Source organism: Bradyrhizobium sp. USDA 3311 (assembly GCF_054062495.1).
Map to the genome: position 1 here is coordinate 9,125,567 of NZ_JBSSFI010000001.1, position 16,758 is coordinate 9,142,324.

The 16,758-nt window shown below is 60.0% G+C and carries 7 protein-coding genes and 3 pseudogenes; 6 read left to right on the top strand and 4 right to left on the bottom strand.

All coding sequences use genetic code 11. The features are described from left to right. Positions 1-795: 795 nt before the first annotated feature. From lptD to groL, 3 genes and pseudogenes are all read left to right on the top strand, one after another. A pseudogene (gene lptD, locus ACVWW6_RS43410) lies at positions 796-1,295 on the top strand (LPS assembly protein LptD); the annotation flags it as partial. A 670-nt stretch (positions 1,296-1,965) separates the two neighbouring features. Then, the gene (locus ACVWW6_RS43415) at positions 1,966-2,280 is read left to right on the top strand and encodes a co-chaperone GroES (protein ID WP_271565543.1); all 315 of its coding nucleotides are present in this window, start codon (positions 1,966-1,968) and stop codon (positions 2,278-2,280) included. Positions 2,281-2,363: 83 nt separating this feature from the next. Then, complete coding sequence (gene groL / locus ACVWW6_RS43420) at positions 2,364-4,004, top strand: chaperonin GroEL (RefSeq protein ID WP_456682949.1); 1,641 nt, start codon at positions 2,364-2,366, stop codon at positions 4,002-4,004. 692 nt (positions 4,005-4,696) lie between these two features. Here groL and ACVWW6_RS43425 read toward each other — a convergent pair. Next, positions 4,697-5,072 (bottom strand): annotated as a pseudogene (locus ACVWW6_RS43425) (integrase core domain-containing protein); the annotation flags it as partial. Between the two features lie 147 nt (positions 5,073-5,219). Here ACVWW6_RS43425 and arfA point away from each other — a divergent pair. Beyond that, complete coding sequence (arfA, locus tag ACVWW6_RS43430; protein ID WP_271565541.1) at positions 5,220-6,758, top strand: arabinosylfuranosidase ArfA; 1,539 nt, start codon at positions 5,220-5,222, stop codon at positions 6,756-6,758. Between the two features lie 39 nt (positions 6,759-6,797). On the opposite strand, the gene ACVWW6_RS43435 is transcribed toward arfA, so the two are convergent. Continuing rightward, a complete protein-coding gene (locus ACVWW6_RS43435; protein ID WP_456682950.1) occupies positions 6,798-7,016 on the bottom strand; it encodes an FAD-linked oxidase C-terminal domain-containing protein in 219 nt (72 codons plus the stop codon). Between the two features lie 140 nt (positions 7,017-7,156). Between ACVWW6_RS43435 and ACVWW6_RS43440 the strand changes: the two are divergent. Both ACVWW6_RS43440 and ACVWW6_RS43445 read left to right on the top strand, forming a co-directional pair. Continuing rightward, positions 7,157-7,603, top strand: a pseudogene (locus ACVWW6_RS43440) (oxygenase MpaB family protein); the annotation flags it as partial. Between the two features lie 1,794 nt (positions 7,604-9,397). Further along, positions 9,398-10,942: an acyl-CoA dehydrogenase family protein gene (locus tag ACVWW6_RS43445; RefSeq protein ID WP_456682951.1), complete on the top strand. Its 1,545-nt coding sequence runs from the start codon at positions 9,398-9,400 to the stop codon at positions 10,940-10,942. Positions 10,943-12,268: 1,326 nt separating this feature from the next. Here the strand turns inward: ACVWW6_RS43445 and ACVWW6_RS43450 are convergent. Both ACVWW6_RS43450 and ACVWW6_RS43455 read right to left on the bottom strand, forming a co-directional pair. Beyond that, positions 12,269-12,478 carry a hypothetical protein gene (locus ACVWW6_RS43450; RefSeq protein ID WP_271575560.1) on the bottom strand — a complete coding sequence of 70 codons (210 nt, stop codon included), beginning with the start codon at positions 12,476-12,478 and terminating at the stop codon, positions 12,269-12,271. Between the two features lie 402 nt (positions 12,479-12,880). After that, complete coding sequence (locus tag ACVWW6_RS43455) at positions 12,881-16,561, bottom strand: Ulp1 family isopeptidase (RefSeq protein WP_456682952.1); 3,681 nt, start codon at positions 16,559-16,561, stop codon at positions 12,881-12,883. Positions 16,562-16,758 lie beyond the last annotated feature (197 nt).

Here is a 16,758-nt window from a genome sequence, read left to right on the forward strand (position 1 = left end):
TCGGAGTCGGAGGCGGGCAGTAGATTGGCTCGACGATGATATAATTACCCTCCGGATTTGGCCTAACTACCCAACCGCACGGATCTTGCCCTCCCGCAGCAGCACACGCTTCTTCGAGAGTCAATTCGGTCACGTCATAAGCTGACATGTTCATGCTTTTTCCCTTCGCGTAGTCGGCGGTCAGGAACTGCTGCCGCCGACGCAGGATAATCAAATCTCGTGCCAAGCGCTCAGGAAAGCCAACAAGCTCGGGAAAGCCAAAAATAAGCGGCTCTGCGTCTTCAGAGGCTTAACCGAACTGTGCTGCAGGCCGCGCGAACATTACGTCGCCAATGCGACTAATCAGTCGCGAACACAACAAGTGTGAAGAAGCCGGTGAGCATCCGTATTGGGCGAGCCGGCTACCCGAGAACTGCTGGAGCGAATTCCCATCAGCACCGCTGGCCGGCCTTTGCGCGTTCGTAATGGGGCGCGCAATGGCCAGATCGAGGTCGGTGCGGATCATTCTTCAAGAACTCCCGCGCTCTTTCCCGCACCGCTGTCTCCGCTCCATGGCACGAATCTTGGTTTTCTATTTGCGCGAGGCGGCAGGCGTTGTCGGCCAGCGTCACGCCGGACCTTCTTGTTTGGAAAGGAAACTCTGATGAGTACCAATATGTCAGCTTAGCGTGTAGCCTAACTAACCCGCGAACCAGCATCTGCAACTTCGGGAGGGTCGATATCGTTGGGAGCATTTGCCTGAATTTTGGGGCTACCAGGGGCTGCAGCTGCAATTATAAAGCAGATAGTGCTTGGCTTGAAAGTCCGATCCTGGGTGGCGAGTTCAGCTGCATGGTGAACTTCACTAACCTGACCCGCAAAACAGCGGTGTTCGATCCGATGACGACACTCGCCAACGCCAATGGTCTGTGCACGACCGCGTCCGCCGATCCGATGGCGCGATTGCCGTCGCAGCGCTTGCTGCGCGGCATGCCGGGGGCCTATACCCGCCTGACGGCCGAGGCGCAGTGGCGCAAGCCCTTGCACGCCGTTCGTCAGTGTCCGCGCCGGCCATCAATGCCGACATCTCGAGCCAGCCGGGCGTTTCCAACTACCTGCCGGTTGGCAGCACCCAGACGGTCCGCCTGATGCCGACCGTCGGCTTTGAATACCGCTATCCCCTCATCAATGTGCAGCCACGGGGCACGACCGCCGTCGAGCCAATCGCGCAGGTCATCATCCGGCCCGACGAGCCCCACGCCGGCAAGCTGCCGAACGAGGACGCGCAGAATTTTGTATTCGACACCTCGAGCCTTGTTCGCGGTCGTATGTCGACGATTGCTTCGTACTGGCGGCAAACTACGTAAGTTCCTACAACTACTCCGCTGGTTCGGCATCGCCCGTGCTGAACAACACCTGCCTGCTCACTCTCGGTCTACGAACGATCGGGGTAAATTCAGTCAGTTTTTGAGCGACCGTGCCACGGCTGGACATCGACAATTCGATACAATTCGATGATGGCCTCTCTTGGAGCACGCCGCCTGAGTTTTTGAGATAGTTGGCATACTTGTTATTGTGCGCGACTTCGTCAAATTCATCGAGCGCCGATCTTCGATGAGTCTTGTGCACCGCACGCTTCGTCGGCGTCAGCTCCTAGATGCTGCCGTCAGACGAAGCAATCATGTGCATTCCGGCCACCGCCGTCGAAACACGCGGCGCTTCTACCGGTGTAACGGCCGCCAGGCCAATGTTGAGGAAGGTTCAATCTGGGTGTTTCGACGAAACGCAATGTTATTTTCGTCACAGCTTGGCGGGCCGTGTACCTGAGGGCGTTGGCTTCCGGACAAAGACACGCGCAGGCCAGGCAACGATTCAGCAGAACTGCAGGGATAGATCGTTCAGCTCATTTTTGGCCTGACTCTTGCTACATTTGGGCTGGTCACAATGTGCCTATCACCAACTTGCTCAAACGCTCAGGAGACCTGTATGACTTTCCGTCCGCTTCACGACCGCGTTGTGGTCAAGCGCATCGACGCCGATGAGAAGACCGCTGGCGGCATTATCATTCCCGACACTGCCAAGGAAAAGCCCTCGCAGGGCGAAGTCATCGCTGTCGGCCCCGGTGGCCGCGACGAGACCGGCAAGCTGGTTCCGATCGACATTGAGGTCGGCGACCGCGTGCTATTCGGCAAGTGGTCCGGCACCGAGGTCAAGATCGACGGGCAGGACCTGTTGATCATGAAGGAGAGCGACATCATGGGCGTTCTCACCGATGTGTTGTCCAAAAAGAAAGCCGCCTAACCCAGCGCTCGCACAGCTCACCCCTGACGAGCGCCCACCGGGCGCGCTGAAGGATCAGAAACTAAGAACTGAGGGAATTCTTTATGTCACCGAAAGAAGTCAAATTCGGAGTGGACGCGCGGGACCGCATGCTGCGCGGTGTCGACATCCTCGCCAATGCCGTACAGGTCACGCTCGGTCCGAAGGGCCGCAACGTGGTGCTCGATAAGTCGTTCGGCGCGCCTCGCATCACTAAGGACGGCGTTGCCGTCGCCAAGGACATCGAACTCGACGACAAGTTCGAGAACATGGGCGCCCAGATGGTGCGCGAGGTGGCTTCGAAGGCGGCGGATGCTGCCGGCGACGGCACCACCACCGCGACCGTGCTGGCCCAGGCGATCGTGCGCGAAGGCGCCAAGTCGGTTGCCGCCGGCATGAACCCGATGGACCTGAAGCGCGGTATCGACCTCGCGGTCGAAGCCGTGGTTGCGGACCTGCAGCAGAACTCCAAGAAGGTCACCTCGAACGAGGAGATCGCCCAGGTCGGCACCATCTCGGCCAACGGCGATGCCGAGATCGGCAAGTTCCTCGCCGACGCCATGAAGAAGGTGGGCAACGAAGGAGTGATCACGGTCGAGGAGGCCAAGTCGCTCGAGACCGAGCTCGACGTCGTCGAGGGCATGCAGTTCGACCGCGGCTACATCTCGCCCTACTTCGTCACCAACGCCGACAAGATGCGCGTTGAGATGGACGACGCCTACATCCTCATCAACGAGAAGAAGCTCTCCTCGCTGAACGAGCTGCTGCCGCTGCTCGAGGCCGTGGTGCAGACCGGCAAGCCGCTGGTCATCGTCGCCGAGGACGTCGAAGGCGAAGCGCTCGCGACCCTTGTCGTGAACCGCCTGCGTGGCGGCCTGAAGGTCGCGGCCGTCAAGGCTCCGGGCTTCGGCGATCGCCGCAAGGCCATGCTGCAGGACATCGCGATCCTGACCGGCGGACAGGCGATCTCGGAAGATCTCGGCATCAAGCTCGAGAACGTCACGCTCAACATGCTCGGTCGCGCCAAGAAGGTGATGATCGACAAGGAGAACACCACGATCGTCAACGGCGCCGGCAAAAAGGCCGACATCGACGCGCGCGTGTCCCAGATCAAGGCGCAGATCGAGGAGACCACCTCGGACTACGACCGTGAGAAGCTCCAGGAGCGTCTCGCCAAGCTCGCCGGCGGCGTAGCGGTGATCCGCGTCGGCGGCGCGACCGAGGTCGAGGTAAAGGAGCGCAAGGATCGCGTGGATGACGCGATGCACGCGACCCGCGCGGCAGTCGAGGAAGGCATCCTGCCGGGCGGCGGCGTCGCCCTGCTCCGTGCTTCCGAGCAGCTCAAGGGCCTGCGCACCAAGAACGACGACCAGAAGACCGGCGTCGAGATTGTGCGCAAGGCGCTGTCCTGGCCGGCCCGCCAGATCGCGATCAACGCCGGTGAAGACGGTTCGATCGTGGTGGGCAAAGTTCTCGACAACGAGCAGTACTCTTATGGCTTCGATGCGCAGACAGGCGAGTACAGCAATCTTGTCTCCAAGGGCATCATTGACCCGACCAAGGTCGTGCGCATCGCGGTCCAGAACGCCTCCTCGGTGGCGGCGCTGCTGATCACGACGGAAGCGATGGTTGCCGAGCTGCCGAAGAAGGCCGCGGCTGGTCCAGCAATGCCTCCGGGCGGCGGCATGGGCGGTATGGACTTCTGATCCACCTCTCAAAGCGTCGATGACATGCAAAACCCTGGCAGGAATGCCAAGGTTTTTTGCTCCGCGGGAGCTTGCAAATAGCCCTTGCAAGCCGCCCCGAAGGCCCAACCCATCGGCCTATCGATATGAGCGGCGGTTGGGCCCAGACCTAATTTACTTGTGACTTTTCCCTCGGCGGCGACAGGGCCTCGGCCAAGGTAAAACGGGTCCAGCACTGCGATGGAACCGGGCCTATCGCTATTTGACTCTCACGAAGCTGCCTCTGCTCATCCGAGTGTTGAACCCTTGGTCTGCGGCATATCCGGTGCTGCCTACCCGCTTTCGACCTTCTTGCGTACTTTCCTGTCCTGACGCGTAGTCCCAAGCGCCCAAATGCCCTTTCCTGGAGCTTCGCACTCACATCTCATGGCCAGAGGGCTCGTTTGAAAGCAGCGAGAATGCTCATTGTCAAAAACCACACAGTATCCTGCGGAAGTGCCATGATTAGTGTACGCTTTATTTTGTCCTCGCGGACGGGCTCCGCTTCGCCTACGGGCCCCCTCAACTCCGCTGCAGCGTCCTACCATGGATATCTGTTTTAGAGAGAGTGTGTGTCGGCAGGTCGTGCAATTGATGCTGTTCCAGGCAGATCACGGGGAATCACTTTTGAGGAAGCAGCGACACCGAAGTTTGGACCGCCCAGAAATGGAGTTTTACGACTCTGAACACGTTGGCGGGCTGGTTGCGCCGACGTGGTTCTGCAGCAAAATCGGCGGTCTGCGGCCGAATGCCCCCTGGGGGCGTTCTTACTTGGAGTACTTGCACCAAGTCTCCACCTTCTCCTGGGCGGCTGCAAGGCTGAGTAACGAATGGGTGTTGAGGCATTCGGCCCGGAAGCGACCCTCGAGGACCTCGATGAACGCATTGTCGTTTGGCTTGCCGAGCTGCGAGAAGTCCAGCGTGACGCCACGCTGGTAAGCCCACGTGAAGATTGCACCACACGAACTCGCTGCCCTGGTCGACGCGGGTCGCCGCCGGGCGATCCACTTCCTTGCAGGCTCTTTCCAGCCCACGACGTCGCTGCCGCGGAAGGCTCGCGCTCCGCAAATCGCTCAATATTTGCGGATCGGCTTCATGGAGCTCTCTCCGTGCAAACGGCACGAATCTTGATTCGTTTCTTTCGCACAGCAGCAGCCACCTCGTAACTGTCATCACCCCAAGCCGCCCGAGAAGGACATGAGGAAAGCCAAAGTTCTGATCGACCGCGACTTCACCATTGGTTACACCGACCCTCGTCTTTTTGGTGCTTTCATCGAACATCTGGGCCGATGCGTCTACGGCGGCATCTACGAGCCCAACCATCGGACCGCAGACAAGAGGGGTTTTCGGAAGGACGTGCTGGCGCTGGTGAAGGAGCTCGGCCCGACCCTCGTTCGATATCCTGGCGGCAATTTTGTCTCCGGATACAACTGGGAGGACGGCGTTGGGCCACTGGAGACGAGGCCGGCGCGCCTCGACTTGGCCTGGTTCAGCACCGAGCCGAACAGCTTCGGCACCAATGAATTCATGGACTGGTGCAGGGCCGCCGATGTCGCGCCGATGATGGCTGTCAATCTGGGGACACGCGGCGGCGATGCCGCTCGCAATCTGGTCGAATACTGCAACCATCCCGGAGGAACTGCGTGGTCGGAGCTCCGCCGCAAGCACGGCTGGCAGACGCCTCATGGGATCAAGCTGTGGTGCCTCGGCAATGAGATGGACGGGCCCTGGCAGATAGAGCAAAAGAGCGCCGCCGCTTACGGGGTAGTTGCAAGAGAGGCGGCCAAGATGATGCGGCGGGTGGACCCTACCATCGAGCTTGCGGTATGCGGTTCATCGTCGCGCAAGATGCCTAGTTTTGGCCAATGGGAAGAAACGGTCCTGGAACACACCTTCGATTACGTCGACTACATTTCAATCCATACTTATCTGGAGAACTACAGTCAGGACACCGCATCGTTTCTCGCGAGCACCGACCTGATGGACAGCTTCATCGATGAGGTCGTCGTCCTAGCTGATGCGGTTGCGGCCAAGCGCCGCTCCAAAAAGCGTCTTATGCTGAGCTTCGACGAATGGAACGTCTGGTATCGAACGAGCAACGAGGTTGCCCCGGTAGACCGCTGGCCAGTGGCACCCCCCATTCTTGAGGAACTCTATACGATGGAGGACGCGCTCGCCTTCGGCGGCGCCTGCATTTCCCTGCTGAATCACGCCGATCGGGTGAGAGTTGCCTGTCTGGCGCAACTCGTGAACGTCATCGCGCCGATCATGACCAAGACAGGCGGAGGTGCGTGGCGCCAAACCATCTTCTTTCCTTTTGCGCATATGAGCCGCTTTGGCCGCGGCAGGATTTTGCGCGCGCAAGTCGAGTCGGAGGCCTACTATGCGTCGTACAACAATCCTGACGGTAGACCGGCCGACACCCTTCCAGCGCCCGACGTACCGTATCTCAAGATAGCGGCAGTCGCCGAGCAAGGCGGCGGCTTGTCGCTCTTTCTGCTCAACCGTGATCTGAAGCAGGAGATGGAAGTGAGCGTCGAGGCTAGAAGCTTCGGTCCCCTGACAGTTCACGAGCGGCTCGAGCTCCGGCACGATGATCTGATGGCGGCAAATACCGAAAATACGCCGGACAAAGTCAAGCCGGCGCCCTTGCAAAGCGTGGCCTTTGACCGCGGGAGGTTGCGGGCGAGACTCAAGCCGGCGTCATGGAATGTGATCTACCTGGCGGCAGACTGAGAAGATGAAGGATCCGCGAAGGCAGCGCCAAAGGATCAATTACCATCGCGGTTTAGGTTCTTGCTTGAGCATGATTTCCGCGAAAGCTATTAGGCCGAGAGCGTGAGCACATCGCAAAAGCTGTGACCGCTGCCGGCCGTACCAGGGCCGATGATCGCAGCCAACGGCATGGTGATGGGTCACATAGCCCCCTGCCGCGATCAGCGCGTCCGCCGCCGCCGCACCCGGTCCAGCCTTGCCTGCATGGGGTACGACCAAATTTCAGGCCGCCGTATTCCGCGCCTGCACCACGTCATACCATGATCGTCGCTCGCCTGCCCGAAGCAATCGGTCCGTTCGAGAGCGGCTCGTCCCACCGCGTCAGCGAGGTCGCAGCGTTATGCTAAGTCCACGCCACTCTCGTCGACACCGCTCTGGCCGTCCATGACCTGATCCTGCCTCCATTCTCCGTCGAAAAGCGCGAGCGCTATTGGGCTAAAAGCCGGCTGTTCGGGGCAATATTCGGGCTGACGTCGAGCGAGTTGCCGACGCATTGGGACTCGTTCGCGGCCTACAACGCGGCGATGATGCAATCGGATACATTGTCCGTCGGCACCGCCGCGCGCGAGGTGGCCCAAGATCTTCGCCGGTTCACGACCATGTTGCGGCCGCCGCGCTGGTATCAAACCCTGAGTGCCGGACTACCGCCGGACCGATTACGCACCGACTTCGGGTTTGCGTTCGACGAACGCGACAGAGAGGCCGCAGAGCGTGCAGTTGCCCCGAATACTACGCATCTATCCCAAAATGCCGACCGGCTTCGCTACGTCGGCCCCTACCAGGAAGCTCAAGCGCGACTGCAGTGAACGCCGCAGCTGAGCTGGACAACCGGGTGCCTGAAGAGTGCCTGGAGAGCACAACCCCAGTTGGATGACCGCCGGAACAGGTAAAGCTGTCCCGGACAGCCGCGGACGTTGCCGACCGCCTGCCGCGCCCCGCCCGCGGTCTTTGCCCGCAAATTTCATTGCCAGGTTAGGCGTGACGCCGGGGTAGATGTCGCCGCTCATGACGTCGTAGAGAGGCACCATCGTGATTGTGCCTCCCGCCCGGAGGAGAAGTTTGCGTCAAGCCGACGGACGCAGCCTGCGAGCTCTTTACGGCGATCTTGTCGCAGGACACCCGTATCGCAATTGGGCGTACGCCACGATGAAAAATCCGAGAGGCTCCCGCACAGCGCAAGGAGTGGGGAGATCAACTCTGCTGTTGCAATATGCTCAGGGCGCCAAGGTCGCAAGGTTGCTAGGTGCAATTGGTCATCATCGTCGTAAGCTAATCAGTGACGTTCGTCCGGAGCGAGCGGACTCCCCGGATGTTGTAGGAGTTGGCAGACCCGTCATAGTCGCAAAGATGCGTTGGATACGTCCCCCTCCTCATCCCTGCCGTTCGTTTGCCAGGAAGCCTGACGAGATCAGGCGGATGCCAAATCTAGACTTGGCGACCCCAGAAGGACAATCGGCCTGCTGCGAGCAACCGCCGTCCCGGGCGGCAGCTGTGCCACTTAGACTTCGCACCGGGGCGGCCCCATCCGGTCTTGCCGCAAACAAGCAAACTTCCGGTTCTGATCAGCAAAGTCATCGGCAATCCCCATTGCCACCGTCCAATGTGGCCGGAGGCAAACGAAGCCGAACGACCGCAAGAAGCGCGAGCCGAAGGCTTGGTATTCCAAAGCGCTGGGCCCATAGTCGCACGCGACTTTGCTGGCGCAAATATTGCCCACCATCAACTTTGCGCGCGGCTGAGTTCAAATCCATCACGTATAATGCGATGCAAGAGACAGTTTGAATTGGTTGCGAAAATTCATTGAGCAAGGCCCGTCTGACGAAGGGCCAGGCCGAAGCGCGTCCACTTTCGAGCCATCCGCCTTGCCATCTCCCGGCGCAGGCATGACGTGGCACCCCATCGCGGATTTCAGCGCTGCAGAGGAGATCCTGCTGGACCCGAACCTTAAGGAGGTCTTCAAGGCGGTTTTTGACAACGGATCCGCAGTGGTGTCCGCGAGCAAGGACTAGCTGAACTGCACAAATGACGATCATGGGGCCTTGCACAAGGAGCCGGCCCAGCGATCGAAACGCCGGTGTCGGTTCACTTTCGAAATGCGTTCCTGCCTTGACCATTGTCCGACATCACCGTTTGAAGTCCCGAGTGCCCGTCGCGAGAGATCAAGGTCGGCGACCGTGAACACGATGCGAGCGATTGCTTGCAGTCTTGAGCGACAAGCGCGTATGTCCGCGCTATGCCGAACAGCCACGGAGTGGCGGTGAACATGATTTAAGTGCCATATGTCACGTATCGCCTCGCTATCCTGGCGATCGGTGCATGACGGATGTCTCCCCAGGAGGCTCTCTTAGGGACGAAACACCAAGCGACAACCCTGAGTGAGTCTTGAGGAGAATGGGAGGTCACTGAAACGAGCGTGCGCCTCCGATAGGTCATATCGACAAGACGCATCTTGACGGGAGACCCATGCGGCGGCCGCAATAGATCCCAGTCCCGGACAACGTGCTTATACTTGCATCCACACTATACCAATGTGTAACCGAGCTAACCACGGGGATGAATTGGCACGAAGCGCGGCCGGGATCATTGTGGACCTTATGGCTATGCACACTCAGGTTTACGCCCAATTCGGGGAGGCGCAGGAACGCACAGCTGAAGGCCGTGCAGCTGCACTATACTCCGGTTTAATCGCTGACCTCAGTCAGCTGAATTTCGCAGACGCGGATGACCGCCGGGCATTCCCTCCCACCCTACACAGCATATTGGCAAGGCATGGACTGTTCGGGCTCACCACACCAGGAGAGCACGGCGGATTAGCTCTTCCGTTGCAAGAGGCCATCGACCTCATCTCCGCCACTGCATCCTTCGATGTCTCCGCTGCCTCTACCCTCGTCATCCATAACTTCCTGGCCTTGCCCTGCATCGAAGCGGCACCGCACATCCCCGAACAAAAGCATATCATTTGGGGTGCAACACGCGGCGATCTCTGCGCTTTCGCTTTGACGGAGCCTGGAGCTGGCTCTGCCCCGAGGCATATAGAGGCTTCGGCTCTCATGCACGAAGATAAAGTTCGTATCTCTGGCCGCAAGATCTGGATCGGCCTCGCTGACTGGGCCCGCTGGATCGTTTGCTTTGCGCGCGCGTCTGGTCCCGATGCGAAAGGTCGGCTCGTTGGTGTACTCGTTGACAGGCAGGCTCCAGGCCTAAAGGTCACGCACGAGCATCGCACACTCGGTCTACGTGGCATTATTCAGAATACTCTGGAGTTCCAGGATGTCGAGGTGCCGCGTGCTTACGTGCTCTCTCGCGATCAAGACGGCTGGGGCGCGGCGACATCTAGTATGAACCGCGGCCGTATCGGTGTGGCCGCTATGGGTCTTGGAGCGCTTGAGCGCGCTATCCAGGTCGCAGCTTCTTATGCGAGCCATCGTCGACTCGGTAAACTGCGCATGATCGAGAACAGCTATATCGAGCAGTTATTTGGGCAGATGGTGCTGCGGCGGGAAGTAGTGAAGGCGATGCTGGCAGCATCCTGCCGACTTGTTTCAGCGCAGGGCGCGCCCAACGTCCACCTTGCGTCGGCAACGAAGGTTTTGTCCTCGGAATGGTGCGGCCTTGTCGCTGATCAATGCGTCCAGCTGTTAGGTGGCCGTGGTTACGATGAGGGAACGCCTTTAGCCAAAATCTATCGAGACGCTCGCATCCTTCGCATCTTCGAAGGTCCGACTGAGGCGCTCCTATCACATCTCGGCCGCTGCCTCCTCTCTAGAGCCACGCGGGACGAGATAGCCGATCTCTTTCGGTCTGTTGGTGCGGCATCAGTCCATGCTGCTGTACTTGAGGAACTCTCTGCGCTCAGTGAGACCGACGGTGCCGTGCTGATCTATGCGGGTTGGCTCACCACACTGCGACTGGCACAGGCTGTCATGTCTGCTGGTTGCTTCTCGGCCTCAGATTGCGCCGCAGCAGCGGCTGACCTGGTCAGTTCCGAATTAGCAACTCTCCGTACTCGCGCGCCGGCACGGCAATCTTTCGAAGGCCGCAATCGGGCCAGCCGGACTCTGACCACCTTCCTTCAAGACGCGGCCTGTTCCATTCGTTCACCTGTCCTCACAGACGATTACCTCAAACTGGTGCAGTATGTCTGACATCTAGCTATGGGTGCCGTCTTTCCACGTGGTGGGGCCGCGCGCGACGACGCAGCTGCGCAAAGCCGAGGCGTCCCTGAACACTGCCACCTCTGAATCCGGCAGGCTCTGCTATGAGGCCCTAACCCAAGCTCGCTTCCGGGCAGCGCCGGCCGCAGCAAAGGCTTGCGCGTTCAGGAGGAGCACCGCCTCCTCGACCGGCTGTGGCTCGACAACGGTCGGCCGCATCCATGAACTTGAGCACGTTCTGTCCCTTGTCCGTGATGGCCAGCCACCGTTTCGGGGGCTTCCATGTTCGATACTAAACCACCGTGCTTTTGCGCCCGGGCGACTGCGCGATAGGGATGCGGCTTCCGACCTTTCTCGTAATGCGCCCGAGAAACGTCATGTACCGCCCAAGGACGCGGTGCCGCCCCACGCACACAAAAGCCCAAGCCCTTCGTTTTTGGTACTGTTCCGCTCCGTTGGGATGACGGCGCCCAAGCGCATGCTGCAACGAGATCCGCCATGACCTAGCTAGTGCCATGGGGCATCTGTTATTTTGGGCATGAGCGGCCAAGCCAGGAACCCATCAGCCATGTGTAAGCGGCCTGATGGTTCGCTGCTCGCATGTTCGAGTCGTGCAAGATCAACGACGTCGATCCCCTCGCCTATCTCACGAACGTCCGACAAGGATCGTCAACGGGCATCCAAACCGCGACATGGACCAGCTACTGCCCAGGGCCTACCGAGGTCAAACCTTCAGAGCCGTGGTCTGAGAGCGGCGCTTACGTTCTACCTTAATGTGTGATCCGTCTTTACCGGCACGCCAACGGCAACTTGGTCGGTCCAAGCACGGCGGATGCACTAGCTAGCGGCGGCGGTAATCGACACTGGTAGTGATCGGGGGCTTCAGGCCTGACAACCGCATCGGGCGATCCGCTGGCCAGATGGGTGGTTTCCAGACAGAGGGCACCGACCCACACCGGCCACTTTTCGTTTTGTGAATCGCGTCGGGTTCGTCAGCTTTCGGAAAGCTAGTCCGCGTACAACGCCGTTGAAGTTAGCGGCGCGTGGTAGGGACAGCGCTTGCCCTGTGTATGCGTGGGGCTTTTGGGGCGCCGAGTCACGTTTCTGCTAACTTCACTCAGTAGTGCGGGCGTGGCAGGGACAGCGTCTGATCCATCCCAGCCGGACCAGCGCCGAGTCGCGCCCGCGCTGCTTCCGTGTGAGATTGGAATCATATCCAAGCCACCGGGCGACGGTCTTCCAGATCAAGCTTAATAGCCAGCTTGCGCCGCTCCGCCGAGAGTGGGCACGGGCCGTAAATCAGAATGTCACCTCGCATTATTCGGGAAGAAAATTGGCAAATGACCATGTAGTCGGTGCAAGCTGGACCAATTCCAAAGAGTAATGCGTCAAGCTGGGGACATCGCTGCCGGTTAGGGCGAGCCCACCTTCAATGCTGCGCCCCACCTGCGGCTTGGCGAACTCCTCCCGGAGTCGTTTGGTCACGGCTCCCATCAGCCAGTCACGACGTTTGTAGGGTTCGATCAACAGTCGTCAGCAAATCGCGCGTATTCGACGTAGGTGCAAGCATGCGGAAATCTCATAGTGCGCGACGCCACCGCACTAACGCCTGGCAGCCGACCCCACGTATCTCCGACGCGGTTCGAGCCCGATCGCGGGTAATCTGCATAGCTTAGAAATCGATCGAGTTGCTGGCGCAGCAAGATCTAGCCGCCCCTGAAGTCGGGCGGGCGATCGACTACTGCGGTCCGCCGATCGACTTGTTCCTCGCCGGCTTGCCAACGATTTGAAAAGAGGCCGCGTCTCGACGGACCGGCCGATCCCCAAAACAGAGGGAGGTAACCGTTGCCCCTGAACCTCTGGTTCGGTCCGCCGCACAGTCTGGTGTCGGTGAGAGCCGTTCCACCAGCTCCATCAGCCCAAGGAGGATCAGCCCCTCAGTCGGTCCTGGAGTGCCCGCCGATCGGCGACGAGATTGTCGAGGTCCAGCGGCTCGTGCTCTGGCCGCTCTCCTTGCGCTAATCGACCAACCAGCGCCCGCGTGCCGTCAACGACAAAGACGCCGCAATCATAACCGTTCTCCTGCTGGGCGATGCGGGCTGGCTCCAGGTGAAGGTCAAGCTTTTCCGCGAGCGCTTTTGCAATGCCCCAGTTCATGGTCTCGATGGAGTCGTAGTGATAGGCGACCGGCTTTTCCCGATCGCGGCGATCAATGAACAGCAGCGACCAATGCGTGCCGCGGCGATCCGGACTGGCATCATTCAGCGGCAGGAACACGAAGTCGGCTGTATCCTCTCCATTCCGATTAGAAACGATGCGGTCGAATGAGCCTCGCGCGACGCTCACGGAGCCCCAGCGCTGCCTATAAAGGGCTTCGAGGGGATGCACGAACCGCGTCCGGGCGGCGAGATCCGGATTGGCCCGCTGCAACTCCTGCGCCAGGAGCTCGTAATCCCTCTCGATATGCTCGTCGCCCAGCCATGCCATGGCATCGAGCTCAAGTCCTCTGCGGCCGGCGAGCGAGGCTGCCCCGATCTGAGCATCGAACGGTGCGCGCGGGAGCATCAACGGATAGTCAGCCTCATCGCTCAACTCCTGCGGATTGGACGGCAAATCAACCAGAGAGGCAAGACCGCCGTAGATGTCTGACGGATCCATCGCGGCTGCCGCTGGCACAGCTTGACTACCAATTCGGGTGTGACGGATGAGCTGAACGTCATTGCGCCCGTCCGGTCCCAACAGCGATCTGCCGTACTCACCGCGAGGGAGCATCATCTCCGAGGCGGGTTGGTTGCCGTGGGAAAAGCCCTCGGGAAGGGCCGATGAAGCATCAAAAGTCTCGCCGAGCGCTGGCGAGGTTTCCTCAGCCCTGTCGGACGCCGCCGCGACTTGCTCCATCCTCCGTGCACGCAGCTCTGGCAACGCCCCATCCCCCGGCTGCGCGCTGGAATGCGGAGCGTTTTCCGGCCGATAATTAAGACGAATGGCAGCGCCTGGCTGATTGAGTGGGATGCTCTGCCTCATCACTCCCGCGGGCACCAACAACGCCGTGTAACGGTCATCGTTGATCACGAAGCTGGTCGGTCGGTTGTCCTGGCTCGGCAGGACGCCGCTCCCGTCAAGCGCAACGATCAGCTTGTCCGGCGCGCTCTGGTCGCCGTGCCGCCAGTTCAAGGGAGGAACGGCCTCTCCGAAATCCGGCGCCTGGTGATGGAGCGCTGTTGGCTTGAGAGACGGCGGCGGGCCGGCGTCTTGCATGAGCACACGAGCCGCGAGAGGGGCCTGGATCAGCACGCCACCGCCTGCCTTGCCATCGCTCAGCTGCCGCTCAATGTCGACGCCTTGCGGATTGTTAAAAGTCCTCTGCCTCTTCGCTGGCCTCAAGTCCGCTGTAGCATGCCCGCCGTTGATGAGGAGCTCCTCGCCTGGCAGGCGGCTGGTCCTGACACGTGCGTCCGTTAGCTCGTCCGTGCCCTGGTGGTGGTTCTGCTCCTCGTTGACAGCTGGGACTGGCGGGGCGGCAGCCTGTCGGTCCTGTCGAGAGCCGCTCCTGATAGAGGCGCGCTCCCCGCGAGCTGGCCCGTCGACAGGCCCGTGGTCGTCTCGAACAGCCGGAGCACTGCGTTCGCGATACTTACGAAGCGCCTCCAAGGCGGGAACCAGTTCCCTCTTCGGGAATACCGTGGCAGCGAGCTCGATCAACGAGTCGTGAGCAAGGCCTTCAAACGTTTTGCCCTCAGACTTGAGGTGATTTACCAATTTGCGAAGATACCCAATATATTGCCTCACGGTACTCGATCGCAGTTTCCGCCGCGCCTGAACCGCGGCGTCGATGAGGTCCAGATCATCCTGAGACAGATGAGGATGAAACGGGTCTGGCCGGACCACGATGCCGGAAGCCGGAATTGCGGCGTTGGCTCGGCCCACCTCGCCCAAGTGCCCCTGAAATTGCTCTTGCCCGGCATGTCCCGTTTGATGCTCTTGCAATTGGAAAGACGGCGGCGAATCAACCCCTAATGCAAGACCGCCGTAGATATCTGAGGATGCCCTCGGCACCGTAGGCGCAGCTTCACCAAACAAGGAGGCGGGCTGGGGGTGATGAATGAGTTGAACGTCTTTGGATCCCCCCGGTCCCAACACGGCCGTGTAACGTTCGCCGCCAATTTCGTAGTTCATCATCGGATATTCCGCATTAGGCAAGAAGTCCCACTCACCTAACTTGGACAGCATCAAGTCGGGTGCGGGCTGGGTGCAATGGGAAAAGTCCTTGGGAACGGCGAACGATACATCAAAGATATCGCCGATAGCGGGAGAGCGCAGATGGATGAGCTGAACATCGTTGAGCCCTCCCGGTCCTAACACGGCCGCATAGCATTCACCCCGAATGTCGTAGGTCTTAACCCGCTGTGCTGCATCAGGCAATAGGCCCCAGCGGCCCAGCTTGGAGCGCATCATATCCGGCGCGGGCTGGGTGCCGTGAGAGAAGTCCTCGGGAACAGCCAAAGAAGCATCGAAGCTCTCACTGGTTGCAGGGAGCGTCTGTTGAAGCGCTACCGAAGCCGCACCGCGCTGGTCGATCATCCTGTGAAAGTAGTCTTCAGGGCCGGAATACCGCGGCCGCGAGGAGGGCGGCCAGCTTGCGGGATCCAAAAGCTCGTCCTGGCGGACAGTTTCCGGCGGCTGCGCGGCACCCGCTATTTCTGGCCAAAGCTCCGACGCATCGAGACCATCAGCAGACTTGGAGCCGTCCCAATTCACGCCATCGAAGAGCTCGTCCTGGGCGAAACTCTGCACGAGCGAGGGAGAGACTGAACGCTTATGTTGCCAGAGCACTGGTGCATCGAGATCCGGAGCTGGAGACTCGGCGCTCGGCTCCGCTGCGTCGAAAAGCACGTTCTGGGCGACACTTTGTATCGGAGAATGAGCGGCTGAACTCGGTCCCTGCCAAAGCTGCAGAGTATTGAAACCGTCAGCCCGCAACGAGCAGCCGCGATCCGCAGCGTCTCCCAAGCGCTGCTCATCGACAAGCCGCATGGGCGAAGGGGCAGCCGGCTGAATGGCCTGCCGCGAGCTGCCTCCTTCTGCGCCCAAATTGCTGTGACCGATGATCGCACGATATTCGCGAAGACCGTTCAAGGCGGAGATGAGCCCCCTGTCATTCTGAAACAAAGTGTCGGCGTGACCGAGCAGGGTATCATCACCGAGCTTGGCCATAGACAACGGTCGGAGCGCTGCCGCCAGCTTCCGCAGACAGCTCGCATAGGTCTCGGCGGTTTTCGCGCTGATCCCTCGACCAAAACCTGCCTCACTTGCCTCCCTGATGAGACGTTCATCTTCTATGGAAGGACGATAAGGACGATGATGTGTTGTGGCGGGCCGAGCGGTGGTGGCATAAGACTCGCGATACCGCCTGACCATTAACAATGCTGGGGCAATGATCTTGTCGTTTGGAAACAGCTGCTTGGCGTAACCGAGCAACGTATCGCCATCGAGGCCAGCGATTGATTTGCCAGACTGCTTCAGCGCAGCAGCCAATTGGCGAAGTTGACGATCATAAACGCTCACGGTGGTTGGATTGGGCGGTGGCCTTCGCTCGAGGGCGTCGGCCAACGCAGCCTGGATGAGGCGATCGTCTTCCTCACTGACGTCGTGAAGCTCTCTATGGGAATATACGGGACCGACCGATCGCGCGTCTCCCAGGTGCTGCTCAAACTGCGCTCGCTGCTGCTGCGATTGCTCCGCGGGAGTATCAGACACAGCGGAATCAGGCCGGCTCGGTTGATATTGTTGAATCGCTCCATGTTCGT